The 26,397-nt window shown below is 64.7% G+C and carries 29 protein-coding genes; 8 read left to right on the forward strand and 21 right to left on the reverse strand.

Annotated elements, in window-relative coordinates; genetic code table 11:
• Positions 1–28: 28 nt before the first annotated feature.
• The 8 genes from thpR to ruvC form a co-directional block, all read right to left on the reverse strand.
• Entirely contained in the window at positions 29–565 is a 537-nt protein-coding gene (thpR, locus tag ACO07D_RS20210; protein WP_421704725.1) for an RNA 2',3'-cyclic phosphodiesterase, read from the reverse strand.
• Entirely contained in the window at positions 562–990 is a 429-nt protein-coding gene (locus ACO07D_RS20215) for a hypothetical protein (RefSeq protein WP_421704726.1), read from the reverse strand. Before ACO07D_RS20215 ends, thpR begins: the two co-directional genes overlap by 4 nt.
• A complete protein-coding gene (locus ACO07D_RS20220; protein ID WP_421704727.1) occupies positions 990–1,631 on the reverse strand; it encodes a hypothetical protein in 642 nt (213 codons plus the stop codon). The genes ACO07D_RS20215 and ACO07D_RS20220 overlap by 1 nt, the downstream gene beginning before the upstream one ends.
• Before the next feature lie 179 nt (positions 1,632–1,810).
• The gene (locus ACO07D_RS20225) at positions 1,811–2,656 is read right to left on the reverse strand and encodes a hypothetical protein (protein ID WP_421704728.1); all 846 of its coding nucleotides are present in this window, start codon (positions 2,654–2,656) and stop codon (positions 1,811–1,813) included.
• 2 nt (positions 2,657–2,658) lie between these two features.
• A complete protein-coding gene (locus ACO07D_RS20230) occupies positions 2,659–3,450 on the reverse strand; it encodes a hypothetical protein (RefSeq protein WP_421704729.1) in 792 nt (263 codons plus the stop codon).
• A 380-nt stretch (positions 3,451–3,830) separates the two neighbouring features.
• Positions 3,831–4,871, reverse strand: a complete 1,041-nt coding sequence (ruvB, locus tag ACO07D_RS20235) for a Holliday junction branch migration DNA helicase RuvB (protein ID WP_421704730.1) — start codon at positions 4,869–4,871, stop codon at positions 3,831–3,833.
• A gap of 58 nt (positions 4,872–4,929) precedes the next feature.
• Positions 4,930–5,601, reverse strand: coding sequence for a Holliday junction branch migration protein RuvA (gene ruvA, locus ACO07D_RS20240; protein ID WP_421704731.1), 672 nt, complete (start codon positions 5,599–5,601; stop codon positions 4,930–4,932).
• Positions 5,601–6,104: a crossover junction endodeoxyribonuclease RuvC gene (gene ruvC, locus ACO07D_RS20245; RefSeq protein WP_421704732.1), complete on the reverse strand. Its 504-nt coding sequence runs from the start codon at positions 6,102–6,104 to the stop codon at positions 5,601–5,603. Before ruvC ends, ruvA begins: the two co-directional genes overlap by 1 nt.
• A 312-nt stretch (positions 6,105–6,416) precedes the next feature.
• On the opposite strand from ruvC, the gene ACO07D_RS20250 reads away from it, so the two are divergent.
• Positions 6,417–6,617 (forward strand): DUF1127 domain-containing protein, encoded by a 201-nt coding sequence (locus tag ACO07D_RS20250; RefSeq protein ID WP_421704733.1) that lies wholly within the window; start codon positions 6,417–6,419, stop codon positions 6,615–6,617.
• 153 nt (positions 6,618–6,770) lie between these two features.
• Here ACO07D_RS20250 and ACO07D_RS20255 read toward each other — a convergent pair whose 3' ends face one another.
• From ACO07D_RS20255 to ACO07D_RS20290, 8 genes are all read right to left on the reverse strand, one after another.
• Positions 6,771–8,207 (reverse strand): Do family serine endopeptidase, encoded by a 1,437-nt coding sequence (locus ACO07D_RS20255; RefSeq protein WP_421705080.1) that lies wholly within the window; start codon positions 8,205–8,207, stop codon positions 6,771–6,773.
• A gap of 248 nt (positions 8,208–8,455) precedes the next feature.
• Positions 8,456–8,644, reverse strand: coding sequence for a DUF2065 family protein (locus ACO07D_RS20260; protein ID WP_421704734.1), 189 nt, complete (start codon positions 8,642–8,644; stop codon positions 8,456–8,458).
• Between the two features lie 10 nt (positions 8,645–8,654).
• On the reverse strand, positions 8,655–9,524 hold the full coding sequence (gene hflC, locus ACO07D_RS20265) for a protease modulator HflC (RefSeq protein WP_421704735.1): 870 nt from the start codon (positions 9,522–9,524) through the stop codon (positions 8,655–8,657).
• Positions 9,524–10,672 carry an FtsH protease activity modulator HflK gene (gene hflK, locus ACO07D_RS20270; protein WP_421704736.1) on the reverse strand — a complete coding sequence of 383 codons (1,149 nt, stop codon included), beginning with the start codon at positions 10,670–10,672 and terminating at the stop codon, positions 9,524–9,526. The genes hflC and hflK overlap by 1 nt, the downstream gene beginning before the upstream one ends.
• An 82-nt stretch (positions 10,673–10,754) precedes the next feature.
• Positions 10,755–12,113 (reverse strand): glutathione-disulfide reductase, encoded by a 1,359-nt coding sequence (gene gor, locus ACO07D_RS20275; RefSeq protein ID WP_421704737.1) that lies wholly within the window; start codon positions 12,111–12,113, stop codon positions 10,755–10,757.
• Positions 12,114–12,309: 196 nt separating this feature from the next.
• Complete coding sequence (locus tag ACO07D_RS20280; RefSeq protein WP_421704738.1) at positions 12,310–13,014, reverse strand: metallophosphoesterase family protein; 705 nt, start codon at positions 13,012–13,014, stop codon at positions 12,310–12,312.
• A 175-nt stretch (positions 13,015–13,189) separates the two neighbouring features.
• Positions 13,190–13,972 (reverse strand): ribose-5-phosphate isomerase RpiA, encoded by a 783-nt coding sequence (gene rpiA / locus ACO07D_RS20285; RefSeq protein ID WP_421704739.1) that lies wholly within the window; start codon positions 13,970–13,972, stop codon positions 13,190–13,192.
• 157 nt (positions 13,973–14,129) lie between these two features.
• On the reverse strand, positions 14,130–14,717 hold the full coding sequence (locus tag ACO07D_RS20290) for a hypothetical protein (RefSeq protein WP_421704740.1): 588 nt from the start codon (positions 14,715–14,717) through the stop codon (positions 14,130–14,132).
• 208 nt (positions 14,718–14,925) lie between these two features.
• Here ACO07D_RS20290 and ACO07D_RS20295 point away from each other — a divergent pair, with 208 nt between their 5' ends.
• The 4 genes from ACO07D_RS20295 to ACO07D_RS20310 all read left to right on the forward strand — a co-directional run bounded on the left by ACO07D_RS20295 (position 14,926) and on the right by ACO07D_RS20310 (position 18,855).
• Complete coding sequence (locus ACO07D_RS20295; RefSeq protein ID WP_421704741.1) at positions 14,926–15,612, forward strand: glutathione S-transferase family protein; 687 nt, start codon at positions 14,926–14,928, stop codon at positions 15,610–15,612.
• A 107-nt stretch (positions 15,613–15,719) separates the two neighbouring features.
• The gene (locus ACO07D_RS20300) at positions 15,720–16,085 is read left to right on the forward strand and encodes a YbaN family protein (protein ID WP_421704742.1); all 366 of its coding nucleotides are present in this window, start codon (positions 15,720–15,722) and stop codon (positions 16,083–16,085) included.
• Positions 16,086–16,325: 240 nt separating this feature from the next.
• Complete coding sequence (locus ACO07D_RS20305; protein ID WP_421704743.1) at positions 16,326–17,705, forward strand: L-serine ammonia-lyase; 1,380 nt, start codon at positions 16,326–16,328, stop codon at positions 17,703–17,705.
• Between the two features lie 268 nt (positions 17,706–17,973).
• Positions 17,974–18,855 (forward strand): DMT family transporter, encoded by an 882-nt coding sequence (locus ACO07D_RS20310; RefSeq protein WP_421704744.1) that lies wholly within the window; start codon positions 17,974–17,976, stop codon positions 18,853–18,855.
• On the opposite strand, the gene ACO07D_RS20315 is transcribed toward ACO07D_RS20310, so the two are convergent.
• Positions 18,828–19,403 (reverse strand): thiamine diphosphokinase, encoded by a 576-nt coding sequence (locus ACO07D_RS20315; RefSeq protein WP_421704745.1) that lies wholly within the window; start codon positions 19,401–19,403, stop codon positions 18,828–18,830. The genes ACO07D_RS20310 and ACO07D_RS20315 overlap by 28 nt on opposite strands.
• Before the next feature lie 309 nt (positions 19,404–19,712).
• On the opposite strand from ACO07D_RS20315, the gene ACO07D_RS20320 reads away from it, so the two are divergent.
• The gene (locus tag ACO07D_RS20320; RefSeq protein WP_421704746.1) at positions 19,713–22,019 is read left to right on the forward strand and encodes a hypothetical protein; all 2,307 of its coding nucleotides are present in this window, start codon (positions 19,713–19,715) and stop codon (positions 22,017–22,019) included.
• A gap of 49 nt (positions 22,020–22,068) precedes the next feature.
• Here the strand turns inward: ACO07D_RS20320 and petA are convergent, their stop codons facing one another.
• The 3 genes from petA to ACO07D_RS20335 all read right to left on the reverse strand — a co-directional run bounded on the left by petA (position 22,069) and on the right by ACO07D_RS20335 (position 24,450).
• Positions 22,069–22,647, reverse strand: coding sequence for a ubiquinol-cytochrome c reductase iron-sulfur subunit (gene petA / locus ACO07D_RS20325; RefSeq protein ID WP_421704747.1), 579 nt, complete (start codon positions 22,645–22,647; stop codon positions 22,069–22,071).
• Between the two features lie 191 nt (positions 22,648–22,838).
• On the reverse strand, positions 22,839–23,117 hold the full coding sequence (locus ACO07D_RS20330) for a DUF2842 domain-containing protein (protein WP_421704748.1): 279 nt from the start codon (positions 23,115–23,117) through the stop codon (positions 22,839–22,841).
• Positions 23,118–23,136: 19 nt separating this feature from the next.
• On the reverse strand, positions 23,137–24,450 hold the full coding sequence (locus tag ACO07D_RS20335) for an adenylosuccinate synthase (RefSeq protein WP_421704749.1): 1,314 nt from the start codon (positions 24,448–24,450) through the stop codon (positions 23,137–23,139).
• A gap of 137 nt (positions 24,451–24,587) precedes the next feature.
• On the opposite strand from ACO07D_RS20335, the gene ACO07D_RS20340 reads away from it, so the two are divergent.
• On the forward strand, positions 24,588–24,896 hold the full coding sequence (locus ACO07D_RS20340; protein WP_421704750.1) for a hypothetical protein: 309 nt from the start codon (positions 24,588–24,590) through the stop codon (positions 24,894–24,896).
• Positions 24,897–25,006: 110 nt separating this feature from the next.
• Here the strand turns inward: ACO07D_RS20340 and ACO07D_RS20345 are convergent, their stop codons facing one another.
• The gene (locus ACO07D_RS20345; protein ID WP_421704751.1) at positions 25,007–25,684 is read right to left on the reverse strand and encodes a hypothetical protein; all 678 of its coding nucleotides are present in this window, start codon (positions 25,682–25,684) and stop codon (positions 25,007–25,009) included.
• Positions 25,685–25,849: 165 nt separating this feature from the next.
• Between ACO07D_RS20345 and secG the strand changes: the two genes are divergently transcribed.
• Entirely contained in the window at positions 25,850–26,218 is a 369-nt protein-coding gene (secG, locus tag ACO07D_RS20350) for a preprotein translocase subunit SecG (RefSeq protein WP_421704752.1), read from the forward strand.
• Positions 26,219–26,397: the final 179 nt, after the last annotated feature.

The following is a 26,397-nucleotide window of genomic DNA, read 5'->3' on the forward strand; positions in this document are numbered from 1 at the left end:
GGCCTTTCTGTCTGCTCGTTGCGGCACCCTAGCCTTCCAGAGGATACTCCGCCAAGACCTCATATCGCGCACCGTCCGGGTGGAGGTGGGAGGCGTAGAGCGCGAGGTGATCGACCTCGACGGGTGGCAGGCGGGTGGCGGCCTCCGATTGCAGGAAACGGCCGAGTTTTGCCAGTTGGCCCGCCTCCATCCGGCGCGGGAAACGGGTCAGGGTAACGTGACCGCGGAAGCGGCGGCGGGGGAGTGTGATGCCTGCCTGCCCCACGGCGCGGGCGACCCTGGACTGAAGCGCCTCGGCGCCCGAGGCGAGGATCGCCATCAGCGCCGGGGACTTGCCGCCGAAGAGTTCAAGGCCAGAGAGAGTCAGCGTGACCGGCGGGGGTCTGAGGTCGTCCAAAACCTCGTGCAGGCGCTCCAGGTCGGATTGGGTCACTTCATCCAGAAAGGCCAGGGTCAGGTGCAGATTCACTTCCGCGACCGGGCGCCCCATAGGCAGGGCGTGGGCAATATCGGCGAGGGCCTCGCGGATCTCGTCTGGCAGGGGAAGGGCCAGGAAACACCTCATTGTGCCCAAGCCACGATGTCCCGCATCTGCCACAGAATGAACCCGCCCGCCCCCAGTCCGCAGGCCCAGGCGACCACCTCGTCACTGCGGGTGAACACATCGTTCTGAACGAGGTCTCGACGCAGACCGCGCGCCACGGACCAGAGAGCCAGGGCAAAACACAGGAGGGACAGGATCATGGCCACCCCCGCGGCAGAGGCAAACGCGAACGGGCTGCCCTTGGCCATGCGCCCGGCGGCGAAACCGGCCACGACCCACATCAGCATCCAATTGCGTGCCCGGCGCATGGCCCCACCCATGTGGCGCGCGCGTTGGTGCTTTCGAACACGGGTGATTTCAATGAGAACATAGATGGCCAGCATGGCAAACAGACCGGCAATCCCGGCCAAGACCAGCAAGGTCGCGATGGCGGCCCCCGCCTGCATCACCCCGCCGCCTGCATCCGCGCAAACAGCCGGAGCGCGTGGGAGGCATCCGTGGCCGCCACCGGCAGCACCGGGTCATAGGCGGCGGCGATCAACGCGCCGACCTCGGGGCGCAGAACCGTCTCGCCACTTTCGGGCAACACCGCGAGCGGGCTTTGCGTGGCAAAGGCCGCATCCGCCCAGGTCGCCATCGCCAGAACCGCCTGGGTGAGCGCAATGGTCTCGGCCGACAGTTTCTCCATATCACGGCCCATGCGCACGAAGGCGAAACAGGCCTGGATTGCGCCCTGATCGTCAAAGCGGAAGCCGCGATACTGGCTGGCGTCGCCCGCCTTCAACCGCGCCACCAGGGCGGGCAGGTCCGGCACCATCTTGTCGAGGTTGGGCACGTCCAGAAGCTCGTCCCACTCGCGGAAGAAAAAGAGCATCAGGTTGGCACCCAGCTCCGGGTCGGTCTCGGCCATCTTGTGACCGGCCAGGGTCACCACCGCCTCGATCGCGCCCTTGACGGTCTCAAGCGTTGCCTCCTCCACCCCGAAGACCACCGGCACGATCGGCCGCCCCCAGCGGGAAAAGCCGTAGCTGCCGTCGCCCCGGGTGAAATGCGCCTCGATCTGGTCCGGTGTCAGCATGGATGTCATCGCGGGCCTCTTCATCTTTCCCAAAATATCCCCGCCGGAGGCACAGCGCCCGTTTGCGGGCGCTCACAACCACTCCGGCAGCACATTCGCAGAATGTCTGACAGGGCATAAAAGCCAAATCCCCCCCATGCAAGGGGCGGCGGTGGGGGAGGCGCTCAAGGCACTCTGCCCCCTCCGGCTCAACGCGGGCGGCGTTCCTCAATGAACTGGCGGATCGTGCCATCGGCCAAATCAAACCCATCGCCATACATCTGATCAATACGCCCCGTCTCCTGAAGGACGATGACAGGGTCCCCGGTCGAGATACGGATGCCCCAGAACCCGCGTTGGGAGTTGCAGCGATGTGGGAAACAGCCCGCGCCCAGCAGCCAGTCGCCGCGTTGCACGACCTGATTGGCAACATCCACATGCACCCGCAGGCTTTCCAAGGTGTTCATATCGGCGATGCGCAGGAAGCGCGCCTGTTCCCCGGGGTCATGCAGCACATCCCAAGGATAGGCGCCGAGCCAACGAGTCACATCCGCCCCGCCACCCAGCCCCTGGTCTGTCGGCGCCGGAATGGGCGTTTCGCTTTCCGTCAGGGTCACACCGTCATAGGCATAGGTCTTGTGAGACACGAACAGCCGCTGGTCGGCCTGGTCCAGTTCAAAGACACCGCCGGACAGGCGCAAAGCCCGCACCCCACCGCAGGTGCCGAAGATGGACGTGCGCCGCAGCCCATCCGGGCCAATGCGCAGCATCATCATCGACGGAAAACAACCATTCCCACCGGAATGATGGGTAGTCAGGACAAAATAATGCGACGCACCCGGTTCGGTGTAGACGCCATTGATCTCGATATCGCCGGTTTCATCCCCGACCTGCTGTCCGTTCCAAAGCAGGCGGCGCACGTATTCTCCGTCCGCCACCTCAAGCCGCCCCAGGGGCAGGTCGACAAACTTGTAACTGCCGTGGGGCAGGTCCGCCCGTGCCGCCACCGGCAGGGTTACCAAGAAGCTCAGGAGAGCGGCAAAGAGGTGTCGCATGTCTATCGTCCAATCCAGTCTTTCATCGTGCCAGTCAGCGGCCCCCGCAGATCCCCAAACAGCTGCGGCGCACCACCGTCGCGCCGCAGCCCGACCAGCAGGCGGCCATCGGTCCGGTTCATGGCGATAAAGCCGTTGTCTGCCAGAGCGCTGAACTTCACATAGCCTTCGCCGATGACCCAGTCGCCCTCGATCTGCATCGGCAGGGCCATGCGCAGCGTATCTTGCAGGGCAGCCAGGGCCTCCTCCCCCATGATCTCGCGCAAGGGCGCCTGCAACTCCGCCGCATCAAGCATCTCGAAGGCAAAGCGCCCGACCCAGTACTCTGCACCCGCGTTCCCCTGCCCCGACGGCGCAAGCGGCTCCTGTCGTCGGGTCACTGTCTGCCCGTCATAGAGAAAGGTCACATCCCCCTTGCCCGGCCCATCCCCCTTCAGGCGCACCTGCACGGTCTCGGCGTCATGGCTTACCGAAACAAGCTCATTTCGGGTGCCAAAAGGCGCGCTGACGCGAATGTCGCCGGGCGTGGCGTGCACCCAGACATAGGACGGGCTGCTGGCATTGCCCCCCTGGGACAGACCGACCAGCAGAAGATCCCCCCGCCGCGCCTCCAGAAAGGCGATCCAGGGCGCGGTCGGCAGGTCGACAATGTGCGACCCCAGCGCCAAGGCCTTGACGCCATCCCCCCCTTCAACGATGCGCGCCAGCCCGGCGGGAGTATCGGGATCCACCTCTTCGGCCCGCAGCGGCGCGGTGATCAAGGCAAGGGAAAGGGCAAGAAACAGGCGACGCATGAAATCTCCGGGGCTGAACAGGTCCGAGGGTGGCCCGCCGTCGCCGCAGGGTCAAGCGCCTTGCCCGGACACCCTGTCCGGTGGCCCTCCCGCCCCCCGGGGCCGCCTGACGGCGTCCGCGGGCGTTGGGGGTGGCTCATGCTGCGCATGAGCCTGAATTCGGGCCTCCAGCGGGGAGTTCAAGGCGTCTTGGAAAAGCTCCAGTGGAGCCTTTCAGCCGCGGAACGGGCGACGCCCCGGGGATAGATGAAAAGGTATGCCCCACGAAGGCGGCGACGCAGGTCGCGCCGAAGTCGCGAAAGGCGCAGCCTGAGCGCCCCGCCGTCGCGCGGTCCCGAGGCGAAGCCGAGGACGCTTCCTTTGCCGAGCCCCAGCTAAGGTTACCCGTCAAACAGACCCGCCTGCCCGCCACCCTTCTCAGGCGCGCGCGGGGCTTCCAACCCCAGGTGGCGCCAGGCCTTCTGCGCCAACATGCGGCCACGCGGGGTACGCTGGATCAGGCCTTGTTGCAAGAGGTAGGGTTCGATCACCTCTTCCAGTGCATCGCGGCTTTCGGACAGGGCGGCCGACAGCGTCTCGATCCCCACCGGACCACCGCCATAGTGTTCCGCCATCAGCCGCATGTAACGCCGGTCGGCCCCGTCCAGCCCCAGGTGGTCCACCCCCAGCCGGGTCAGCGCATTGTCGGCCAGATCACGCGTGATCCGCCCGTCGCCGTCGACAATGGCAAAGTCCAGCACCCGCCGCAGCAGCCGCCCCGCGATGCGCGGCGTGCCACGCGAACGTCGCGCAATCTCCCGCGCGCCGTCGTCATCCGCAGGCGCGCCCAGCTTGGTCGCGTTTTTGGTGACGATCTGGTGCAGCTCATCCTCGGTATAGAATTGCAGCCGGGTCGGGATGCCGAACCGATCCCGCAGCGGCGTGGTCAAGAGCCCCAACCGCGTGGTCGCGCCGACCAGCGTAAAGGGCTGCAGCTCGATGCGCACCGTGCGCGCCGCCGGGCCTTCGCCAATCACCAGGTCGAGCTCAAAATCTTCCATCGCCGGATAGAGCACTTCCTCCACCACCGGGTTCAGCCGGTGAATCTCGTCAATGAACAGCACGTCATTGCGTTCCAGGTTGGTCAGGATCGCCGCCAGATCACCGGCCTTGGCCAAGACCGGGCCGGAGGTCATGCGGAAGTTCACCCCCAGCTCGCGCGCCATGATCTGGGCAAGCGTCGTCTTACCCAGGCCGGGCGGCCCATGAAACAGAGCATGGTCCATCGCCTCATCGCGCTTGCGCGCGCTTTCGATGAAAACGCGCAGGTTCGCCCGCGCCTCGGCCTGGCCGATGAAATCCGACAGCTGCTGCGGCCGCAGGGCGCGGTCGGCATCTTCCGGGCGCTTGTCCGGGCGCAGGGTGGGGTCGGGTTGATCCATCAGAGCGGTCCTTCTGCCGGGACGATCCCCGGAAACTCACATCGAAAACCTGCCATCCCTACCCCTTCGGCGCCAGCAGTTTCAACGCCTCGCGGATCAGCGTGGGCGTGTCGGCCTCGGGCGCGTCGCCCAGGGCCTGCGCCACGGCGGAGGCCGCGTCCGAGGGGCTGTAGCCCAGGTTGCCCAGGGCCGAGAGCGCCTCACTCTGCGCCGCCGCGTTGGACGGGGCTTTCGGCTTGGCGACCTTCTTGGGCGCAGGAGCGGGTGAATCCTCGATCACCTCGGTGGGATCCACCGCAAGGTCGCCGCCACCTGCCATCGCCATCACCGACGGCGCCTTGTCCTTCAGTTCGATCACCACGCGCTGCGCGGTCTTGGGGCCGACGCCCTTGGCGGCCTTCAGCGCGGCCCAGTCGCCCAGCGCCACCGCCCGGCTGACCCCATCCGCACCCAGCGCGCCCAGGATCGACATCGACGCTTTCGCGCCGATCCCCTGCACCGACATCAGCAGCCGATGCCATTCCTTCTCCACCAGCGAGGTAAAACCGAAGAGCTGCAGGTTGGTCTCCTGCACCAACAGGTCGGTGTACAAGGCCACGACCTCGCCCGCAGGGGGGATCGCCGCCATGGTCCGGTCCGAGACAAAGACCAGATACCCCACCCCGCGCACGTCGATCAACACGTGGTCCATGGCCTTGTAATCCACACGGCCCGCAATTCGTCCGATCATCACACCGCCCTCTTCAATGCCGCCGCGAGAGACCCGCCCGAGCGCGCGTAATAGGCATGGCACAGCGCCACGGCCAGGGCATCGGCGGCGTCCGGCCCGGCGATCTCGCATCCCGGCAGCTGCAACCGCACCATGTGATCAACCTGACGCTTGTCCGCATGGCCGACGCCGACCACGGTCTTCTTGACCTTGTTGGGGGCATATTCGCCGACAGACAGCCCGGCCTGGGCGGGCACCAGCAGGGCAATGCCCCGGGCCTGGCCCAGTTTCAGCGTGCCGACCCCGTCCTTGTTGACGAAGGTCTGTTCCACCGCCGCCGTGTCCGGCTGGTATTCCGTCAGCACCGCGCTCAGCTGTTCATGCAGGGAGAGAAGCCGTTCGGGCAGTTCGGTGCCCACCGAATGCACCACCCCGTTGGCCACGTGGCTCATGCGCACACCATCGGTGTCGATCACGCCCCAGCCCATGTTTCGAAGCCCGGGATCGATTCCCAAAACCCGCATGTTGCGCCCCTGCTCTTGTTGCTTTTCCGGCACAGTTAGCACGAAACGCGAACATTCGCCAGTTCTTAAAAGATTTTTCACCAAGATGAAGCAGCGGTGAAACTGTTCCGTTTTCGCCTTCGCAGGATCTGAAAACGACGCTTTTAGGCCTCGCGAAATCCGTTTGCGACATGGGCGATGTCGCATTTTTCCGCAATGCAGAAACTGCATAAGAGACATGCAATTCCATCGCTTGTGCGCCCGATTTTTTGGCCCTAATTGGCGATTTATGCAATGACGCATGGGCCAGTCTAATCAGAAAAGGACACGACAATGGCTGCTTTCGAAACGACCCGCCTGACGGTTGACGGTCTCTCCTTCGGGGGCCGTCTGTCCGATACCATCGCCAATCTGTTCGGCACCATCGCCGCGTGGAACGACGCGCGCATGACCCGCAACGCCCTGGCGAAACTGTCGGATCGCGAGCTTGACGACATCGGGCTTACCCGCGCCGATATCGACGCGATCCACTGAGCGCGACATAGCAAACGGGCCGCCCAACTCGGACGACCCGCGTGACTGGCCCCCGCCGATTGGCGGGGGTTTTGCTTTTTCGGGGGGGGGCACCGCCAAAAGAAAACCGGCCGCCCCTTTCGAGACGGCCGGTAAATTCGGTTCAAGCTGGAGTTACTTCAGCCCCAACGCCACGAAACGCGGGTCGCCCTGGCGGCGGATCAGAAGCAGGATCGACTTGCGACCACCCTCGCGGGCGACCTCAAGACGGGCTTCGAACTCGGCGATGGTGGTCACCTTCTCCTGGCCGGCCTCAACGATCACATCCCCGGCACGCAACCCTTTGGTAAAGGCCTCGCTGGTTTCGTCCAACTGCATGACGACCAGACCTTCGTCGCCCGGGTTCAGCCCCAACTCCGCGCGCAGCTCGTCGCTCATCTCGGCCAGGTCGAGCCCCAACAGGGACTTGCGCATCGGCGCGCCCGGCTCTTCCTGAGGGCCCTCGTCAGTGCGGCTGGCAAGGGCATCCTCGCGGCGGCCCAGCACGACTTTCAACGTCTGGGTCTGGCCATCACGCAGCACCATGACACGCACGGTCTTGCCGACAGGCGCATTGCCCACCTGGCGCACCAGGTCGCCGGTGTCCGCCACATCGGTGCCGTCGAAGGACAGGATCACGTCATTGACCTCCATCCCGGCCTCGCGGGCGGGGCCTTCGGGCACGTCGGTGACCAGGGCACCGGAGGTGCTCTCCAGCCCCATGGCCTCGGCAATGTCATCGGTCACGTTCTGGATCGACACGCCAAGCCAGCCGCGGCGGGTCTCGCCGAACTCCTTCAGCTGGTCGACGACACGTTCCACCACACCCGAGGACATGGCAAAGCCGATGCCGATCGAGCCGCCATTGGGCGACAGGATCGCGGTGTTCACGCCAATCACCTGGCCATCCATGTTGAACAGCGGCCCACCCGAGTTGCCCCGGTTGATGGCGGCATCGGTCTGGATGTAGTCGTCATAGGTGCCCGACAGTTCGCGGTTGCGCGCGGACACGATCCCGGCCGAGACGGAAAAGCCCTGGCCCAGCGGGTTGCCCATGGCCATGACCCAGTCGCCCACGCGCATGATGTCGCTGTCGCCGAAGGGCACATGGGAAAGCGGTTCGTCGCTTTCGACCTTCAACAGCGCAATGTCGGTGTTGGGGTCGGTGCCGATCACCGTTGCGGGCAGCTCATCGCGGCCGTTGAAGAATTCGATCAGGATTTCGTCGGCGCCTTCGATCACGTGGTTGTTGGTGACGATGAACCCATCTTCGGAGATCACGAAGCCCGAGCCCAGCGCCTGGCTGCGGCGCTGACGGTCGCGGTCGCCGTTGCCTTGACCATCACGGTCAAGGAAGTCGCGGAAGAAATCCTCGAAGGGGGAACCTTCGGGCACCATCTGGCCGCCGCCGCCCGGCTGGGAGACAACGGTCGAGGTGGTGATGTTCACCACCGCCGGGCTGACCTGTTCGGCCAGGTCGGCAAAGCTTTCGGGAACCCCGCGCGCGCGGGCCTGCATGGCCGAGGCCAGGACCAGGGCCACGCCCATGACCAGGGCAACGAAGGCCTGCATGGTCCGGCGGGACGGGTTCGGGATGGTTAATGCCTGCGGTGTCACGCGCGTCCTCCTTAAACTGTTCTTGCGGGGAAATTGCCCCGGGCTCTGATGACAGTTTCTAGATAGGGAGGCCATTCTGCAACGCAAACTTGCGAAAATTGCGCTTCACTGCTTTGTGATGGAGCGACAGCCCACGGCCACCGCGCGGGAGCAAGAATTTTCAGAAAATTCTTGGCAAAATTTTTCGGAAAAATTTTGATCCGTCAGCCCTTTGACAACCAGACCAGGATCAGCCCCAACGCCAGGGCCCCCAATCCCAGGACGCGACGCCGGTCGCGGCCCATCTCGGCCATCATCTGGACCAGCTCGTCCAGACGCGAAGGGGCCAGTGCGAACACCAGCCCCTCGATGATCAGAACCAGGCCGAGGCCCAGAAGGATCGTATCCAGCATTACGCGCCCATCACTCGACTGTTGCCGACTTCAGGTAGTCGAAGAACTCGCTGTCCGGCGAGATCACCAGGGTCGAGTTTTCGCCCAACAGCGACTGCTCGTAAGCCGCCAGCGAGCGGTAGAAGGCAAAGAACTCCGGGTCGCGACCGAAGGCGTCGGCGAAGATCGCGTTGCGGCGGGCGTCCGCTTCACCGCGAATGATCTCGGCCTGTTTGGTCGCTTCCGAGGTGGTCTCGACCACGGTGCGGTCGGCCTGGGCGCGGACACGCTGCGCGGCCTCGCGGCCCCGGGCGCGTTCGTCTTCCGCCTCACGCTGACGTTCGGCGCGCATGCGGTCAAAGGTTGCGGCAAGGTTTTGCGGCGGAAGGTCGGCGCGTTTGATACGCACATCGACGATCTCGACGCCCAGGCTTGCCGCCTGACCACGGGCCTGATCGCGGATCTGGTTCATCAGCACGACACGGTCAGCGGACAGAACAGCCCCGGACGGCACCCCACCCAGAACCTCACGCAGTTCGGCGTTCAGGATACGCTCCAGGCGCGAACGCGCGCCGTTGATGCCACTGGCCCCCACCGCGCGGCGGAACTGGACCGGGTCCTTGATCCGCCAGCGGGCAAAGGCATCCACCACCAGGCGGCGGTCATCAGCCGGGGTCACGTCCAGCGGCTGGGTGTCCAGCGGCAGGATGCGATCATCGTAGTAGATGATCTCGTGCAGCACCGGCACGCGGAAGTTCAGCCCGGGCTCTTCGATCACGGCCGTGACCTCACCAAACCACAGGCGCAGGGCCTTCTGGCGTTCATCAACGATGTAGATCGAATTGACCAGCGCAACCAGCGCAACGACGATGACGCCGATCAGAATCTGGGAACGTCGCATCAGTTGTTCCTCCCGGTGTTGGGGGTGCGCAATTCATTCAGCGGCAGGTAGGGCACGATCCCGTCGGTGCCACCTGCGCCCTCATCAATGATGATCTTGTCGACTGCGCCCAGAACCCGCTCCAGCGTTTCCAGATACAGACGTTTGCGCGTCACATCCTGCGCCTTGGCGTATTCATCATAAACGGCGACAAAACGCGCAGCCTCACCTTCGGCCTCGTTGACGACCTGGGCACGGTAGGCTTCGGCCTCTTCCAGAAGCTGAGCTGCCTCACCCCGGGCCCCGGCGACAACACGGTTGGCATAGGCGTCGGCCTGTTTCTCCAGCGTATCGCGTTCCTGTTCGGCGGCCTGCACCTCAAGGAAGCTGTCGATCACTTCACGCGGCGGGTCGGCCTTGTCGAAGTTCACACGCACGATGTTCACGCCGGATTGATAGCTGTCCAGGGTGGCCTGGATCAGCTCTTCCAGTTCCTGAGCAATCGGGCCACGGTCACGGTTCAGGATCGGCGCCAGGTTCGACCGGGCGATAATCTCGCGCATCGCCGATTCCGACACCGCGCTGATCGTGTCCACCGGCTCGGCCAGGTTGAAGACGAAATTCTCGACATTCGAGATGTTCCAGACGACCTGGAAGTCGATGTCGACGATGTTTTCATCCCCGGTCAGCATCAGGCCGTTCGCCGCCCCCATGCCGATATCCACGACGTTTTCCTGGGTCACCGGGTAGATTTCCTTGGTCACCACCGGCCAGGGCGCGAAGTTCAGGCCTTCCTCGCCGACGCCGTATCGCTCACCGAACAGCAGTTCGACCGACTGTTCCGAGGTGTCGACGCGGTAGAAGCTGGCAAAGACCCAGACAGCAGCAGCAGCCAGGATCACCAGCGCGATGGAGCCGCGACCGAAGCTGGGCCCCGCGCCGCGTTGGCCACCGCCACCACCACGCCGGGCGTCCCCGCCCTTGCCGCCCATGAGCACGCGCAACTGCTCCTGGCCTTTCTTCATCAGCTCGTCGATCTCGGGGATCTGCGGGCCATCGTCGCCGGGGCGCTTGCCGCCGCCGCCACGATTGGGCCCCTGCCCTCCCCCGGAGCCGCTGCCGCCGCGGTTGCCACCGCCGCCCCAGGGTCCGCCATTGTCACTGGCCATGTGGTCCTGTCCTTTCAAACATACGGATATGCTGTGGAAAATGGCCCCACAGCTGGAATAATTCAACCCGATAAGGTCCCGCTCAGTCGCGCCGGGTCGGGGTTTTCATCAAGACGATCTCTTCCGACATGGTCGGGTGCACCGCCACGGTGCGGTCAAAATCTTCCTTGGTTGCCCCCATCTTCACGGCCACCGCGGCCAGCTGGATCATCTCGCCCGCACCATCAGCCACGATGTGGCAGCCCAGCACCTTCTGCGTGGCCTGGGAGACGATCAGCTTGAACAGCACGCGTTCATCCACGCCGATGAAGCTTTTTTGCATCGGCCGGAAGGCGGCACAGTAGACATCGATCGGCTCCTGCGCGCGCGCTTCTTCCTCGCTCAGCCCCACGGTGCCATATTCCGGCTGGGTAAAGACGGCGGAGGCGACGTTTTCATGGTCGGGCTTGGTCGGGTTGCCGTTGAACACGGTTTCGACAAAGGCCGCGCCCTCGCGGATCGCCACCGGGGTCAGGTTGATCCGGTCGGTCACGTCGCCCACGGCATAGATCGAGGGCACGCTGGATTGCGAGTAGTCGTCCACGACGATCTCGCCCTTGCGGCCCAGCTTGACCCCCGCCTCTTCCAGCCCCAGCCCGCCCGAGTTCGGAACCCGGCCCGTGGCAAACAGCACCTGGTCGAACACATCCTCGCGCCCGTCCGTGCCCTTGACCCAGATACGCCCGTCGCGGCGCTCCATGCGCTCGACTTCCAGGCCGACATGCAGGTCGACACCGCGTTCGCTGATATGTTCCGCAAGGAAGCCGCGCACCTCGTCGTCAAAGCCGCGCAGGATCTGCGCGCCGCGATACCACTGCGCGGTATGGGCACCCAGCCCATTGAAGATACAGGCGAATTCACAGGCGATATAGCCGCCGCCAACGATCAGGATGCGTTCAGGGAAGGCGTCGAGATTGAACACCTCGTTCGAGGTAATGCCCAGCTCCGCAGCCCCCGGCGTGTCGGGCAGGAAGGGGCGGCCACCGGTGGCCACCAGGATGTGTTTCGCGGTGAATGTCTCGCCGGTGGACAGTTCGACCGTATGGGCATCCTTGAGCGTGGCGCGCGCATCGAAAATATCGGCCCCCGCGCCGGCCAGGTTCTTGCGATAGATGCCCTCAAGCCGCTCCAGCTCCTTGTGCAGCATCGGCTGGAACTTGGTCCAGTTGAACTTGCCGCCTGCATGATCCCAGCCATAGGCCTTCGCGGCCTCGATCGCCGGACCATGGCCGGAGGCAAAGACCATCAGCTTCTTCGGCACACAGCCGCGAATGACGCAGGTGCCGCCCATGCGGAACTCCTCCGCCAGGCCCACCTTGGCCCCGCCCTGCGCCGCCACACGCCCCGCGCGCACCCCGCCCGAGCCGCCGCCAATCACGAAAAGATCATAATCGAATGCCATGTATTTCGCCTTTCCTGAGCCCGTTTGCCGGACCGTATCCCCGAGTTGTGCCCAGATGTAGTGGCTTTGCCGGATCAGGGGAAGGGCGGGAGGTGGGAAAGCGTCAGCAGGTCACGAAGACGTCAGGTGGCCGGGTCCCTGGGGGAGAGTGTGCGGGGAACGACGGCGTTGAGCCCAACGTTGACGTCCCACATGTTCAGCGTCGGATATCATGCCGAAACGGCCACAAAGACCTCAGCCCCGCCCCAAAGCCCTTGTGGATCCGTAAGTCCTTGTCCAACAGATCACACTCGAACGGAGCGACAGCGATCTCGAAGCTACTATTGACCGAGCTCGCATTGACATAGGTGGTGCCCCCACGCACCCGGCTGCCCGCGCTTGCGTGCACATGACCAAAGCAATGGAGCACCGGTTTCACCGCCTTCAACCGCCTTGCAAGAAGCTTGCAGCCCAGCGTCGCGCCACGGCTCGACACATCGAGCACCCCCGCTGGCGGCGTGTGCGTGATCAGAACATCGACATCGTTGGGAATTCTCGACCAAGCTTCGTCGAGCGCGCGCTCATCGGCAAAGAATGCGTGCTTTTCGAGGTGCGGAACCCATGGGGCACCAAAGAACTTGATACCGTCGATCACAAGCTCTGTATCATGCAGGAAGAGTGCATTGCGAAAGGGCTGCTTGCCAGCTTGCACATGCCTCTCCAGAGTCAGGTCGTGGTTTCCGCCGGTACAGAGGACGTGATCGAACTGTTGGCGACCAAACCAATCATCAATCTTTTCAATGGCCTGGTCATCCTTTCTGAAAAGATGTTCCACATCTCCACAATGGATCAGGACGTCGCCGCATAGATCACCCAGCTCCTCGTGGCCTCCATGGGTGTCGCTGATGATGACGATCCTCATAATGGCCAACTCATCATGAACCGGCATTCAATGTCTAGCATCGCACCCAAGAATTTCTAGCGAACGCATCGCTTGACCGCGTGGAAACAAGCAGCTGTATGGTTGGCCATCGATTGAAAGGCAGCATCGTTTCGCATTGCCGCCATCGACCCGCGACAGGAAAACTCCTGCCCCCTCAAATATCCGCAAACAGGTTGTCCGTATCGACGAACTCGATGCGATCTTCCTCGTGGGTGCCCTCGTTGATATCCGTCACCTCGACCCGCCCGTCGCCATGGCCGATCACCACCACATCGCAGATGTCGATGAACAGCCCGTTTTCCACCACGCCGGGGATCTGGTTCAGGACCAGCGACAGGTGGCGCGGGTTGGCGATGCGTTGCAGGTGCAAGTCGAGGATATGGTTGCCCTCGTCGGTGACAAAGGCAGCCTCGCCGTTCATGCGCAGGGTCGACCGTTGGCCGAGCACATCCATTCCCACCAGCATTTCCTCCAGCAGCGCCTTTGTGGTCTGCCAGCCGAAGGGAATGACCTCCACCGGCAGGGGGAAGGCACCCAGGTGCTCGACCTGCTTGGTGGGATCGGCGATGACAACCATCTGATCCGAGGCCGTAGCGACGATCTTTTCCTGCAGAAGCGCCCCGCCCCCGCCCTTGATCAGGCAGAGGTCGGCGTCATATTCGTCGGTGCCGTCGATGGTCAGGTCGAGCCAGCGCGCCTCGTCCAGGCTGGTCACGTTGACCCCGACCTGGCGGGCCAGTTCCGCCGTACGGGTCGAGGTCGGAACCCCGGTGATCTTCAACCCTTCCTCGCGGATGCGTTCACCCAGGCAGCGCACCATCCAGGCGGCGGTCGAGCCGGTGCCCAGCCCCACGCGCATGCCGTCCTCGACGAAATCCACCGCCCGTTTGGCGGCGACGAATTTGGCGGTGTCGATGGGCGACAGTTCCCCGGACATGGCAGCACTCCCCGTTACTTACCGGGAACTTATAGGAAAGAAGCGCGCGCCATGCGAGGGGGGCCAAGATTTTTAGCTAAAAATCTTGTCAAAATTCTTCTCAAGAATTTTGCCCCGCCCGCGGCACGCGGAGGCGCTTGCGCCTCATGGGTCAGGCCTAGCGGGACAGGCTGGCCCCGGTCAGAAGCGCATCCAGGTCCTCCAGCGACAACCGCCCGTCCCGGTCCAGATCCAACCCCAGAAGGCCGCGCAACAGTTCTGCCTCGCTCTCGGGCAGTTTCGTCTTCGCCAGCGCCTCGGCATTGGCGCGCTGTTCACCCCAGCCTAACACCCCGTCGCCATCACGATCCGCCGCCCGGAAGTTCAGCACCGATTTGCCCCGCTGCCGCGCACTTTGCGTGGCGGCCAGAACGCTCATCTCTCCGGCGGTGATGTCACCGTCACCATCCAGATCGGCCAGCAGGAAACGGCGCAGTTCTCGCGCACGCCAATAGGCCCGTTCCAGCGCGATGAAATTCTCGATCCCCTGCGCACCGATACTGCCGTCGTGGCCATAGCCAAGGATCAGCTCGGCCACCTCCTTGGCAAAGGCCTGCGGGTCACCCTCAAGCTTGCTCAACGTGTCTGGGGCCACAGCGTCGGCAATCCGGTCCCCCAGTTCATCCATTGCCAAGGGCAGATCAGAGCCCTGGGCGACGCCCGTCACCCCCCAAAAGGCAAAAACAGCAACAATCGGATACCGCATGGACACCTCCCGTTTTCCAAAGCCTAGCGCCCCATGGTTAATCAATTCCTAATCTTCCTGTCCGGAGGCCGAATAATCGGCAGCGCAGGCCGCGAGATGCCAATTGCCTCCTGTACCGTAATGTCGCCCGCGCCCCGGCATCTGCCGCAGATCCGCTTGCGACGCCGCGCGCGCGCGCCCACGATGGCCACACAGCAAAGGAACGTCCATGTATCGCCTGCACTACGCCCCCGACAATGCCTCACTGATCGTGCGCCTGGTGCTGGAGGAGCTGGGTCAGCCATATGAAACCATACTGGTCGATCGCTCGGTAAGCGCGCAGCACAGCGCGGCCTATCTCAAGGTCAACCCGATGGGCATGATCCCGGCGCTGGAGACACCGGACGGGCCAATCTTCGAGACCGCTGCGATCCTGCTCTGGTTGGCGGATCGGCACGGCCGCATGGCCCCTGCCCCGAATGTACCCGAACGCGCCGCGTTCCTGTCCTGGCTCTTTGCCTGCGCCAACGGGCTACACACGGATCTGCGCCAGCTCTTCTACCCGCATCTCTATGCCGGTGAGAACGGGGCCGGGCATGCCAGCCTGACCCGCGCGCGCATCACCCGCAGCCTTGACCGGCTGGAGGCGCTGGCGGCCAGCGGCCAACCCTGGTTCTGCGCCGAAAGCCCGACCATCCTGGACCTCTATGTTGCGGTGATGCTGCGCTGGCCCGCGCTCTACCCGGCCGAGGATTGCGCCTGGTATGACCTTGGCCGCTGGCCCCGATTGCACGCACTGGCGACCCGGCTGGAGACGCGCGCCTCAATGGCCACGGCACAGGCAGCCGAAGGGCTCGGCCCCACCCCGCTGACCGCACCCAGCTATCCGCAACCACCGGAAGGCAGCGCGCTCTGATAACGTCTCGGCACGCGGCTGGTCAGCCCTGCCTCTTGTCGCATGGACATCTGTCCCTAGATACCTGAGCATAGCGCTCGGAGTTACGAGTCGCGCGGACGGAGACCATGAGCAGGTATTTCTATATAGCCTTGGGATGGGCCGCCGTGGCCCTGGGGCTGGTGGGGGTCATCCTGCCGGTGCTGCCGACCACGCCCTTCCTGCTGATCGCCGCCTTCGCCTTCGGCAAGGGCAGCCCCGAGAAGCGCGCCTGGCTGATCGAACACGCCCATTTCGGTCCGGCCATCCGCAATTGGGAAGAAAACGGCGCGATCTCGCGCGGCGCAAAGGTCCTGGCCTGTTCGATGATGGCGCTGGTCCTATGCATCAGCCTGATCCTGGGTGCAGCCTGGTGGGTACTGGGGCTGCAAGTCCTGTTCATGGGCGCGGGCGCGGCCTTCATCCTGACCCGGCCCGATGGGGCCGCGCGCTGAGTTCCACGCCGGACAGATCGCCGGACAGATCGCCAGACCGTCGCTGGTCGTAGACCGACAGGCCACGCTGCGGCAGGCTTAACGCCTCCCCCTGCCCGTGCCGGAGCGACATCCCCTCCCCGTACCGCAAGACGCCGCATCACGCCGTCCGACGAGGACACCCCGCAAAAGGTCGCTTTCTGCACGACAACCCGCGCCGGAATGTCGCAGTCTGGACCTAGACGAAAGCGAGGTAAGCCCATGTTCCTGTCCGTATTCGACATGTTCAAGGTTGGGGTCGGTCCCAGCTCCTCCCACACGATGGGACCGATGGTGGCCGCGGGCCGCTTCCTGGACCTGTTGCGCGCCTCGCCCTTCGAGGTCGCGGGCCTGCGTGCCTCGTTGCATGGGTCATTGGCCTGGACCGGCGTGGGCCACGCCACCGACCGTGCCACCATCCTGGGCCTCGCGGGTTTCCTGCCCGACAACTATGACGCCACGGCGGCCGAGGCGGCGCTGGCTGCGATCGAGGCAACCGGCACGGTGCAGCCCGAAGGCCTGCCCGAGCTGAAATTCACCCCGAAACACGACCTGGTCTTCGACTACGACCACCCGCTGCCCGGCCATGCCAACGGCATGCGCCTGATGGCGACGGATGCCCAGGGCGACGTGGTGGTGGCCGAGACCTATTACTCCATCGGCGGCGGCTTCGTGGTGACCGAGGCTGAACAGGCCGCCGAGCCGCAGATGGATGCCGAGGACGCCGCCACCCATCCCTTCCCCTTCGAAAGCGCCGAGCAGATGCTGGCGATGGCAAAATCCTCCGGCAAGACGATTGCCGAGATGAAACGCGCCAATGAACTGGTGCATCGCGGGCCGGGGTCGCTGGCCGAGGGGATCGAGCGGATCTGGCAGGTGATGGATGATTGCATCGAACGGGGGCTCGCGAATGACGGCATTCTGCCCGGCGGGCTGAACGTGAAACGCCGTGCGCGCAAGATCCACCAGGAACTGCTGAGCGAACGCGGGCTGAACCTGGGTGCCCCGCATACGATCAATGACTGGATGAGCGTTTACGCGATGGCGGTCAATGAAGAGAACGCCGCTGGCGGTCAGGTCGTCACCGCCCCCACGAACGGCGCGGCGGGTGTTCTGCCTGCGGTGCTGAAATACTGGCTGAACCACGTGCCGGGCGCCGTGCCCTCGCGCATTCCGGAATTCATGCTGACCGCCTCCGCGATTGGCGGGATCGTCAAGCACAACGCGTCGATTTCCGGCGCCGAGGCCGGGTGCCAGGCCGAAGTCGGCTCGGCCTCGGCCATGGCCGCCGCCGGTCTGACTGCCGTGATGGGCGGCACGCCCGAACAGGTGGAAAACGCGGCTGAAATCGCGCTGGAACACCACCTGGGCCTGACCTGCGACCCGGTCAAGGGCCTGGTGCAGGTGCCCTGTATCGAACGCAACGGGCTGGGCGCGATCAAGGCGGTCTCCGCCGCCTCGCTGGCCCTGCGCGGGGATGGCACCCACCTGGTGCCACTGGATGCCTGCATCCGCACCATGTTCGAGACCGGCCAGGACATGCACGAGAAATACAAGGAAACCTCGCTGGGTGGGCTGGCGGTCAACGTGCCCAACTGCTGAGGCCCGCGCCTGAAACAGGCGTGATCCAATGGTGTCGCTCACGCGACGCTTGATCCCTCGCGGCCCCGCCGGGGCCGCTCAGGCGGGCGCCGGTCACAGGCGTCCGGGCTGATGGATCCCTCCCGTTCAAGGCCCCCACCCGCCTGAGCCCCGCTTGCCTGCAAGCGGGGCGAGGTATCGAGCCTGCGCGGAACGCGCAGCCCACTTGGTAGCGCCGAGGCGCAGGATCCGGGTTGCGCGGGCGCGGCGCCCGGGTCACTGTCGCGCCATGACCACGGATCGCCCCCTTCTCGGCATCGCCCTGATGCTCGGCTTCTGCCTGCTCGCGCCCTTGGGCGACGGCATCGCGAAACTCTTGGGCAGCACCGTGGCGCTGATCACCCTGGTGACCGCGCGGTTTGCCATCCAGGCCGCCATCCTCGTACCGCTCTGCGCCGCCACCGGCCGCAGTCTGAAAATGTCCCGCCGTGATTTGCGCCTGACCGCCTGGCGCACCGCGCTGCATATCGCGGGCATCGCCTGCATGTTCACCGCGCTGAAGTTCCTGCCCATCGCCGATGCGGTGGCGATTGCCTTCGTCATGCCCTTCATCATGCTGCTGCTGGGTAAATACGTGCTGGGAGAAACCGTCGGCCCGCACCGCCTGGGCGCCGCCGTGGTCGGCTTCCTGGGCACGCTCCTGGTGGTGCAACCGAACTTCATCCAGGTCGGCGCTGCGGCCCTCCTACCCATGGCGGTTGCCCTGATCTTTGCCCTGTTCATGCTGATCACGAGGCAGATGGCCAAGGACGTGGACCCCGTGGCGCTGCAGGCAGTCTCCGGCCTCATGGGCACCGTCGCCCTGCTGCCGCTTTTGCTGTTCATCCCCGACACGCCCCTGCCGCCCGCCGAGACCTGGCCCCTTATCCTGACCCTCGGCGTGGTCGGCACGCTGGCGCATCTGCTCATGACCTGGAGCCTGCGCTACGCCCCCGCCGCCACGCTCGCACCGATGCAATACCTGGAAATCCCCTTCGCCACCGCCATCGGCTGGCTGATGTTTCGTGACCTACCAAACGGGCTCGCCACCCTCGGCATCCTCATCACCGTGGCCGCCGGGCTCTACGTGATCGCGCGCGAGCGTCAGGCCAGCAGCGCCTCGACCACCTGAGCCAGCGCCGCACGCGGCAGCATCACCAACAGCCCCGACCGATCCGCCCGCAAGCGCACCGGCCCCGCCACCTCATTCGAGGTACCCACCTTGTCCCAGGGCGCCATGGTCAGCCCGTCAAAGGACCACACCAGCCCCTCGGCCCGGACCTCCATCCCGGCCATGGGAAACAGCGACAGGCGCATGCCCATGGGCAGCTCCAGCGCCAACTCGCCGGGCAGATGGAAACACAGGTCCTTCTCGCCCAGCAAAACACAGGGCCGGTCCGCATGACGCACCAGACTGTTCAGACAGGCCAGCTCATGATCCAGCCGCCGCCCCAGGAACCCGACCCCGATCACCAGGGGCGCCCCGACCGAGCGCAACGCCTTGTCGAAATCCGTGCTGTCCTGCTCATCGATCTGCTGGAACCGATCCTCGCCCAACGCCTCCCGCGCATCCTCGGACACCGAATCCATATCCCCCACCACACGCAAGGGCTCGAACCCCAGCGCCAACGCCCGATCCGCCCCGCCATCGGCCGCCACGAGATTCGGCGCGTGGATCAACGCTTCCTCAAGGGTTGTGCGATTAACATCCCCTCCACCCACAAGGGTCACACTTTCGCAATATGGCAAAAAGTTGGCTATCATGGCGTTCATTGTCTCCATCCGGGAAACTCGACACATTCCCGCCTTGAAAAAATACCGGGTTTTTCCCGGTTCTGTTCTAAATTTCGAACCAGTGCGTGGTAAACAGTTTGTTGCTGGATCGGGGGAGAAAGCGAGGCAACCATGGTGAGTACGAGCAAGATTCTCACGGTTTCATACGGGACGTTTTCGTGCACGCTCGAAGGATTTGACGAGCCGTTCAACACGATGAAGTCCATCGCGGAGTATTTTCGCGACCTGGCGGCGGATGACCGCTACTTCGGGGCGGAACCGCCGACCCCGGATGCCGAGATGCTGCATCGCATCGCGGAACGTGAGATTCAGAAACGTGTGGAGGCCCGCGTCGAAAACGACGAGGTCGTGCTGCGCCAGGCCGACGCCGCCGCGCCCCGGATCAAACCGGCCGCGGCCACGCTGATTCCCGGCGAGACGCTTTTGCATGACGACGATGGAACGGAAGACGTGGCACAGGCGCCCGTCGAAGCGGCTCAGTCTGCTCCCGTTGCCCAAGCGGAAGAGGCCGAAGCGCCCGCCGCCGCCACCGTCGTCGAAGAAGTTGCCGAACCGGTGGAGGCCCCTGCCTCGGACCTCCCCGCCGACAGCCCCCCGGATTCCATTGCCGCCAAGCTGCAACGCATCCGCGCCGTGGTTGATCGGGGTCACGAAGAGCCCGACGACTTTGTCGAGGACCAGCAGGCCCAGCCCTTCTTTGAAGAGGCGGAGGCCGAACCATTGGAAGAGGTTGCCACCGCGCCCGCAGATGAACCTGCGCCGCAGCCCGCCCCCGCGCCCCTGATGTTCGCTGAAACCGAGTTCGCCGATCCCGCCCCTGCGGATGAGGAAGACGAGGGCGCCGAAGCCCTCCTGCCCGAAACGCCGGTTGAAGAGCTTGTCGAAGAAGATGACGCCGAGGTGATCGTCGACGAGGCGGAGCTGGACATCGCGGAGATCGAAGAGCCCGTCGAAGAGGCTGAGGTCGGCGAGATCGAAGCCGAAGCCGAAGCCGAAGCCAAAGCCGAAGCCGAAGCCGAAGCCGAAGCCGAAGCCGAAGCCGAAGCCGAAGCCGAAGCCGAAGCCGAAGCCGAAGCCGAAGCCGAAGCCGAAGAGGTTGCCGAGGAACCCGAGGAGGTCAAGGGCGCCGATGACACGGACGCGCTTGCTGCCGTGATGGGTGCCATGGCCGCCGAGGCCCCGGCCGATGACAGCTATGACGAGGACGAGTTCGACGTCGTCGACGAGTTGGCCGAAGACGACGATCCGATCAGCTCGGTCCTGGCCGGTCTTGCCGCCGAGGACACCGTCGAAGAAGACGTGGCCGAGGATGAAGCCGAAGAAGAACCGGTCTCGGACGAACTGCGTGAGGACTGGGACATCGCCCTGGGTGACGACCTGGATGGTGATCTGGACGGTGACCAAGAAGACGCGCAGGACGAGCCCGCCGAACTGGCCGAAGAGGAGGAAGACGAGAACGTCTTCGCCGAGGCCGAGGCAGACGACGAGGCCGAAGAGGCCTCTGAACCGGCGCAGCTTCGCCGCCCGATGGCCCGTGTCATCAAGGTCAAACGTGCCGATTTCGAACCTGCCGCCGAAACTGAAGCCGAGGCTCAGGACAACGAAGACAGCATGCTGTCGCCGGAGGAAGAAGCCGACCTGATGGCTGAACTGGCCGAGGTGGAACGCGACTTCGCCGATCCTGACGCGGCAGAAGGCGAAGAGGCTGACGAGGCCGGTGCCGACGCGCAGGAAGCTGCGCCCATGGCCTTTGACGAGCCCGGCTTTGCCGAAAGCGACGCCGCCGTCGACCGCATCCTGGCCGAGACCAACGTCAAGATGGACAGCACGGATGTCAGCCGTCGCCGCTCGGCGATCGCGCATCTCAAGGCTGCCGTCCAGGCCACCCGCGCCGACGAGGAAGCCGGCGACGGTGCCCCTTCACGTGACGAGACCGAAGCCTATCGCGACGACCTGGCCCGCGTGGTGCGCCCACGCCGCCCGGGTGGTGGTGGCGCCAAGGGCACGCAGCGTCGCCTGGCCCCCTTGATGCTGGTGTCCGAGCAGCGCATCGACACGCCCGCGCCCGAACAACAGGCCGCGCCCGCCGCCACCGTGCGCCCGCGCCGCGTGACCAAGGGCAATCTGGCGCTGGACGAAGAGCGCGACGAGGAAATGGTCGCCGTAACCCCGGCGGCGGCCCCCGCGCCCGCCGCTCAGGCCGATGCCGCGATAGACTTCGACAGCTTCGCCCGCCAGAAAGGGGCCGTCGGCATGGGCGAGCTTTTGGAATGCGCCGCGGCCCACGCCGTCTTCATCGAAGGCCGCCCGCATTTCTCGCGCCCGCAGATCATGAAGCTTGCCCTGGCCCACGACCCCGAAGCGGGTCACTCGCGCGAAGAGGGCCTGCGCGCCTTCGGCAAGCTCCTGCGCGAAGGCCGCATCCGCAAGCTCAAGCGCGGTCAGTTCGTCCTGAACGAAGCCACCCGCTTCCAGCCGGACGAAGGCCGCGAAAGCGCCTGAGTCATGAGACATGTGAACGTCACGAGAAGGGCCCCAAGCGGGGCCCTTTTCATATGGTCGGCGCTCCAGGCCGCCCGTACGGATACACCGTCAACACATTGTCAGCCCCAAGTTCGTAAGCGGGGATCAGCATGTTCCAAGGCGACGGCCCCTTTCTGATCCGCCCCAACAGATCGTAATGCGCTCCGCCACAGGGGCAGAACCATCCGCCGTGATCCCCGACCCCGACCATGGGGATGCAGCCAAGTCGCGGACAAAGGCCCCACAGTACGACATAGACGCGGTCAGCGGTGAGGCTGCGGGCCTGAAAATCGGCTGGTCTTCCCTCGGGCAGGTTGGCATTTCGCGAGAAGGGGTCGGGAAGGTGGATATCCCCTTCCGACCTCAACTGCCGCACCTGCGCATCGGACAGGGCGCGCAGGAATACGGGCTTCTCACCCGCCACCACGATCCTTTGTTCCCCTGTCGGAACGGAGGCCAGGGGAACCCGGGTTCCCCTGCTTTCCGCCACCACGTCCGCCGTCGGCGCCATCGCCCTGCCCAGACCGCGCAGGCCTGCGGCAACACAGGCGGCTCCGACGGCCAGGGTCGAGACTGTCAGGATTGTGCGGCGGGTGGGATCGATCATGGCAAAGTCTCACAGGGAATACGCCCACTACAGCATCTTCGCCCGCCTTCGGCCAGAGGTGACATGCCGCGCCTTCGCCAAGCTCCCACCCGAGCGGCCTCACGGCCGCGAGACATCAAGCGTCGCGCCAGCGACACCTTCGGATCACGACGGTTTCCACGAAGAAAAAGAGCCCACACCGGGGCCCTTGCTCAATCCTTGTTCTTCCCCTGCGGGCCGTACTTGCCCGCCGGGTCGTGGGGATAGTCGTCCGGATCCTTCTCCGGATCCCCCTTGCCCACGCCCAGGAAGACCTTCTTGAACGGCAACATCCACAGGAAGCCGAGCCCGACATAGATGCCCAGTTCAACCAGGATATGCGGCCGGTCAAGCCAGTTCACCAGGCTCACGGCGGCCACGATATAGAGCGGCAACCCAACCACGAGGATCAGGATCGCCAGCCGTTTGCGGGTCTTGTAGCTCAGCGCCATGAGGCCTCCTCGGCTCGGATCAGTCGGCGAAAGGATCGGTCACCAGGATGGTATCCTCACGCTCCGGCGAGGTCGAGAGCAGCGCGACCGGGCAGTCGATCAGCTCTTCCACGCGTTTCACGTATTTGATCGCATTGGCCGGCAGATCATTCCAGCTGCGCGCGCCTTCGGTGGTCTCGGACCAGCCCGGCATTTCCTCGTAGATCGGCGTGCAACGGGCCTGCTGATCGGCGGCCGTGGGCAGGTAGTCCAGCGTCTCGCCGTCCAGATCATAGCCCACGCAAATCTTCAACGTCTCGAACCCGTCCAGCACATCGAGCTTGGTCAGGCAGATGCCCTTGATGCCCGAGGTCGCACAAGTCTGGCGCACCAGGGCGGCGTCGAACCAGCCGCAGCGACGTTGACGGCCGGTGGTGGTGCCAAACTCGTGCCCACGGGTGCCCAGGCGCTCGCCATCCGCATCCGGGGTGCCGTCAGCGTTCAGCAGTTCGGTCGGGAACGGGCCTTCCCCCACGCGGGTGGTATAGGCCTTGACGATGCCCAGAACGTAATCGATCGAGCCCGGCCCGATCCCCACGCCGGTCGCCGCCTGGCCCGCGATCACATTGGACGAGGTGACAAAGGGATAGGTGCCGAAATCGATGTCCAACAGAGCGCCCTGCGCCCCTTCGAACAGGATCCGCTTGCCCGCCTTGCGCTTTTCGTTCAGCACTTTCCAGACCGGGGCAGCATAGGGCAGGATCTCGGTCGCGATCTCCTTCAGCTTGGCGATCAGCGCGTCCCGGTCGATCGGCTCGACACCCAGCCCCTTGCGCAGCGGGTCATGGTGCTGCAGCGCACGGTCGACGCGGGCTTCCAGGGTGGCCTCATCCGCCAGGTCGGCCACGCGGATCGCACGGCGCCCCACCTTGTCCTCATAGGCCGGGCCAATGCCGCGCCCGGTGGTGCCGATCTTGGTGCCCTTCGAAGCCGCCTCTTCCCGCGCCCGGTCCAGCTCGCCATGGAAGGGCATGATCAGCGGGGTGTTTTCGGCAATCATCAGGGTTTCGGGCGAAATCTCGACGCCCTGGGCGCGCACGGTGGCGATCTCGTTCACCAGGTGCCAGGGGTCCAGCACCACGCCATTGCCGATGACCGACAGTTTGCCGCCGCGCACAACGCCCGAAGGCAGCGCGTGCAGCTTGTAGACCGCCCCGTCGATGACCAGCGTATGGCCCGCGTTATGCCCGCCCTGAAAGCGCGCGATCACATCGGCGCGTTCGGACAGCCAGTCCACGATCTTGCCTTTTCCCTCGTCACCCCATTGGGCGCCCACAACGACGACGTTGGCCATGTCTTTCTTCCTGTGTTCGGTAAACCCGCGCCCGTATAGCGGCCTGCGCGCCGGGTGGGAACCTGTTTCTGCCCAACGGGGCTGGACAGCGCTCGAAAACCGCCCCAAACATACCCGCATAACGGGAGTTTTGCCGCATGGCCTCACGCATTTTCCTCTGGCTCGCCCTCATGGCGGCCATCGTCACCGCGATCCTTGCCGTGATCGGCTATGCAGCCGGAAAAGAAGAGGGCGAATGGGCGCCAGTCCTTTGGGGTCTGGTCGGGCTGGTCTGGGTGGCCCCGGGTCTGCTGGTTACCCTGGTGTTCCTCGCCATTGGGCTTGTTCTAAAACCCCGCCCTCCGAACAGCCCGACATTCCACCCCGAAGACGTTGAAAATGCAGCTGCACCTCCCCGCATCCCCCCGATCGCGCCGGATACGAACCCAGGGCAGGACGACACCTGACAGATAGCATGTCGATTGCGCCCGTATGACCGCGTGCGGGCCGAGTGGTCGTCTGTTTCCGCTCGGATCGGGTACAAAAAGGCTGATTGCCCGTCCTTTCCAGATACGCCCTAGTCTACCGGCAGCCCTTCCAACGACTCTATCACCCGATCCGCTGCGGCGACCGCCGCTCGGATGGCCTTCAACCGCTCTTCGGATTGGCGGAGTTCTTCCTCTGACCGGCGGAGGCGTTCCCCGGACTGGCGCAGGCGTTCCTCGGACGACACCAAGGCCCGCCAGGCAGGCACAAGGGCAATGCTCAACGGCGCGAAGTCCCGTGCCAAATCCTGCAGCGTTTCCTCCCCGGTGTCTCCTCGGGTGCGCAGATCGGTCAGCGCCTCTTCAAAAGCGGGCAGATCCCACTCCGGGTCCGCGCCGTTCAGTGCGGCCTCTTCCAGGACCAGCTCATATACCCCGTCTGGCATCTGCATGCGTTGAACGAATCCCAGCTCCATCCCCGGCTCCGCCCCGGCCATATCAGTGAAGACCGCCACGATACGTGCCTGCGTGGAGTCTTCCATGCCCAGGAACTCGGCAACAAGCTCCGCGCGCCAAGGGTCGGGCACATGGCGCAGATGCTCGACAAAATCAATCAGCTCGGCCGAGGTGTCCGGTTGCGCTTCCAGAAAAGCCTCCATCCGCGGCAAATCTGCACGCAGGAGAGAGACAGTGGGATCGGCGTGGAGCGGCAGCACCGAAACGACAAAGGAAAAAAGGACAGTTGAAAAGGGCTTCATGACATCCAGCATGCAAAGGGATCTTGGCGCAAACTGCCCTTTTGCGCCGCCTCTGCCAAGGGGAAACGCACTTGGCAAGGTCTGGCACGGCCCCGCGCGGCGGCACACAGGGGGTTGCGGGCGCGCGCCCAAGCGCCTAGATAGCCCCATCAGATCGTTACCTCGGGAATCCGCCACATGGAAAACGTCGTTCTTGTTGTTCACCTGCTTCTGGCCCTGGGCCTGATCGGCGTCGTGCTTCTGCAGCGCTCCGAAGGCGGCGGCCTTGGCATCGGTGGTGGCAGCGGTGGCGTGATGTCGGCCCGTGGTGCCGCAACGGCCCTGTCGAAGATCACCTGGGGTCTGGCGATCGCCTTCCTGACGACCTCGATCGGCCTGACCATCATCGCCGCGCAAAGCTCCGAAGACACCTCGGTCGTCGACATCACCGCACCGGTCTCCGAGGCCGCTCCGGCGGACGAGGGTGTGACCCCGCCCGCCGTCGACCTGGACAGCCTGCTGCCGCCCGCGACCGATGACGGCCTGGCCCCGCCGCGCGCTGATTGATCTTTCCAAAGACGATCTGACCTGACCCGGCCCGCACTCGCGGCCCGGGACCACCCAAACAATACCTAGATCAGGGCGATTTCTTCGCCCCATCATCTTGCGGGTTCGGTTGCGCGGGACACCGAATCCGGTTATGTCTTGAGTCCCGTGGGAAGCGGATTCGGGTGGCGTAAAAAATC

This window comes from Aliiroseovarius sp. (genome assembly GCF_965228805.1).
GTDB lineage: Bacteria > Pseudomonadota > Alphaproteobacteria > Rhodobacterales > Rhodobacteraceae > JASBTN01.

Bases quoted from the DNA above. Each gene is read 5' to 3' on its own strand.
- ACO07D_RS20230 (WP_421704729.1), bottom strand. From the start codon at position 3,450: ATGCGTCGCCTGTTTCTTGCCCTTTCCCTTGCCTTGATCACCGCGCCG.
- ACO07D_RS20300 (WP_421704742.1), top strand. From the start codon at position 15,720: ATGAGCAGGTATTTCTATATAGCCTTGGGATGGGCCGCCGTGGCCCTG.
- ACO07D_RS20310 (WP_421704744.1), top strand. From the start codon at position 17,974: ATGACCACGGATCGCCCCCTTCTCGGCATCGCCCTGATGCTCGGCTTC.
- gor (WP_421704737.1), bottom strand. From the start codon at position 12,113: ATGGCATTCGATTATGATCTTTTCGTGATTGGCGGCGGCTCGGGCGGG.
- ACO07D_RS20250 (WP_421704733.1), top strand. From the start codon at position 6,417: ATGGCTGCTTTCGAAACGACCCGCCTGACGGTTGACGGTCTCTCCTTC.
- ACO07D_RS20280 (WP_421704738.1), bottom strand. From the start codon at position 13,014: ATGAGGATCGTCATCATCAGCGACACCCATGGAGGCCACGAGGAGCTG.
- ACO07D_RS20330 (WP_421704748.1), bottom strand. From the start codon at position 23,117: ATGGCGCTGAGCTACAAGACCCGCAAACGGCTGGCGATCCTGATCCTC.
- ACO07D_RS20225 (WP_421704728.1), bottom strand. From the start codon at position 2,656: ATGCGACACCTCTTTGCCGCTCTCCTGAGCTTCTTGGTAACCCTGCCG.
- ruvA (WP_421704731.1), bottom strand. From the start codon at position 5,601: ATGATCGGACGAATTGCGGGCCGTGTGGATTACAAGGCCATGGACCAC.
- ACO07D_RS20345 (WP_421704751.1), bottom strand. From the start codon at position 25,684: ATGCTGGATGTCATGAAGCCCTTTTCAACTGTCCTTTTTTCCTTTGTC.
- ACO07D_RS20305 (WP_421704743.1), top strand. From the start codon at position 16,326: ATGTTCCTGTCCGTATTCGACATGTTCAAGGTTGGGGTCGGTCCCAGC.
- ACO07D_RS20220 (WP_421704727.1), bottom strand. From the start codon at position 1,631: ATGACATCCATGCTGACACCGGACCAGATCGAGGCGCATTTCACCCGG.
- petA (WP_421704747.1), bottom strand. From the start codon at position 22,647: ATGATCGATCCCACCCGCCGCACAATCCTGACAGTCTCGACCCTGGCC.
- secG (WP_421704752.1), top strand. From the start codon at position 25,850: ATGGAAAACGTCGTTCTTGTTGTTCACCTGCTTCTGGCCCTGGGCCTG.
- ruvB (WP_421704730.1), bottom strand. From the start codon at position 4,871: ATGGATCAACCCGACCCCACCCTGCGCCCGGACAAGCGCCCGGAAGAT.
- ACO07D_RS20295 (WP_421704741.1), top strand. From the start codon at position 14,926: ATGTATCGCCTGCACTACGCCCCCGACAATGCCTCACTGATCGTGCGC.
- hflC (WP_421704735.1), bottom strand. From the start codon at position 9,524: ATGCGACGTTCCCAGATTCTGATCGGCGTCATCGTCGTTGCGCTGGTT.
- rpiA (WP_421704739.1), bottom strand. From the start codon at position 13,972: ATGTCCGGGGAACTGTCGCCCATCGACACCGCCAAATTCGTCGCCGCC.
- ACO07D_RS20260 (WP_421704734.1), bottom strand. From the start codon at position 8,644: ATGCTGGATACGATCCTTCTGGGCCTCGGCCTGGTTCTGATCATCGAG.
- ACO07D_RS20340 (WP_421704750.1), top strand. From the start codon at position 24,588: ATGGCCTCACGCATTTTCCTCTGGCTCGCCCTCATGGCGGCCATCGTC.
- thpR (WP_421704725.1), bottom strand. From the start codon at position 565: ATGAGGTGTTTCCTGGCCCTTCCCCTGCCAGACGAGATCCGCGAGGCC.
- ACO07D_RS20215 (WP_421704726.1), bottom strand. From the start codon at position 990: ATGCAGGCGGGGGCCGCCATCGCGACCTTGCTGGTCTTGGCCGGGATT.
- ACO07D_RS20290 (WP_421704740.1), bottom strand. From the start codon at position 14,717: ATGCGGTATCCGATTGTTGCTGTTTTTGCCTTTTGGGGGGTGACGGGC.
- ACO07D_RS20255 (WP_421705080.1), bottom strand. From the start codon at position 8,207: ATGCAGGCCTTCGTTGCCCTGGTCATGGGCGTGGCCCTGGTCCTGGCC.
- ACO07D_RS20335 (WP_421704749.1), bottom strand. From the start codon at position 24,450: ATGGCCAACGTCGTCGTTGTGGGCGCCCAATGGGGTGACGAGGGAAAA.
- ruvC (WP_421704732.1), bottom strand. From the start codon at position 6,104: ATGCGGGTTTTGGGAATCGATCCCGGGCTTCGAAACATGGGCTGGGGC.
- ACO07D_RS20320 (WP_421704746.1), top strand. From the start codon at position 19,713: ATGAAGTCCATCGCGGAGTATTTTCGCGACCTGGCGGCGGATGACCGC.
- hflK (WP_421704736.1), bottom strand. From the start codon at position 10,672: ATGGCCAGTGACAATGGCGGACCCTGGGGCGGCGGTGGCAACCGCGGC.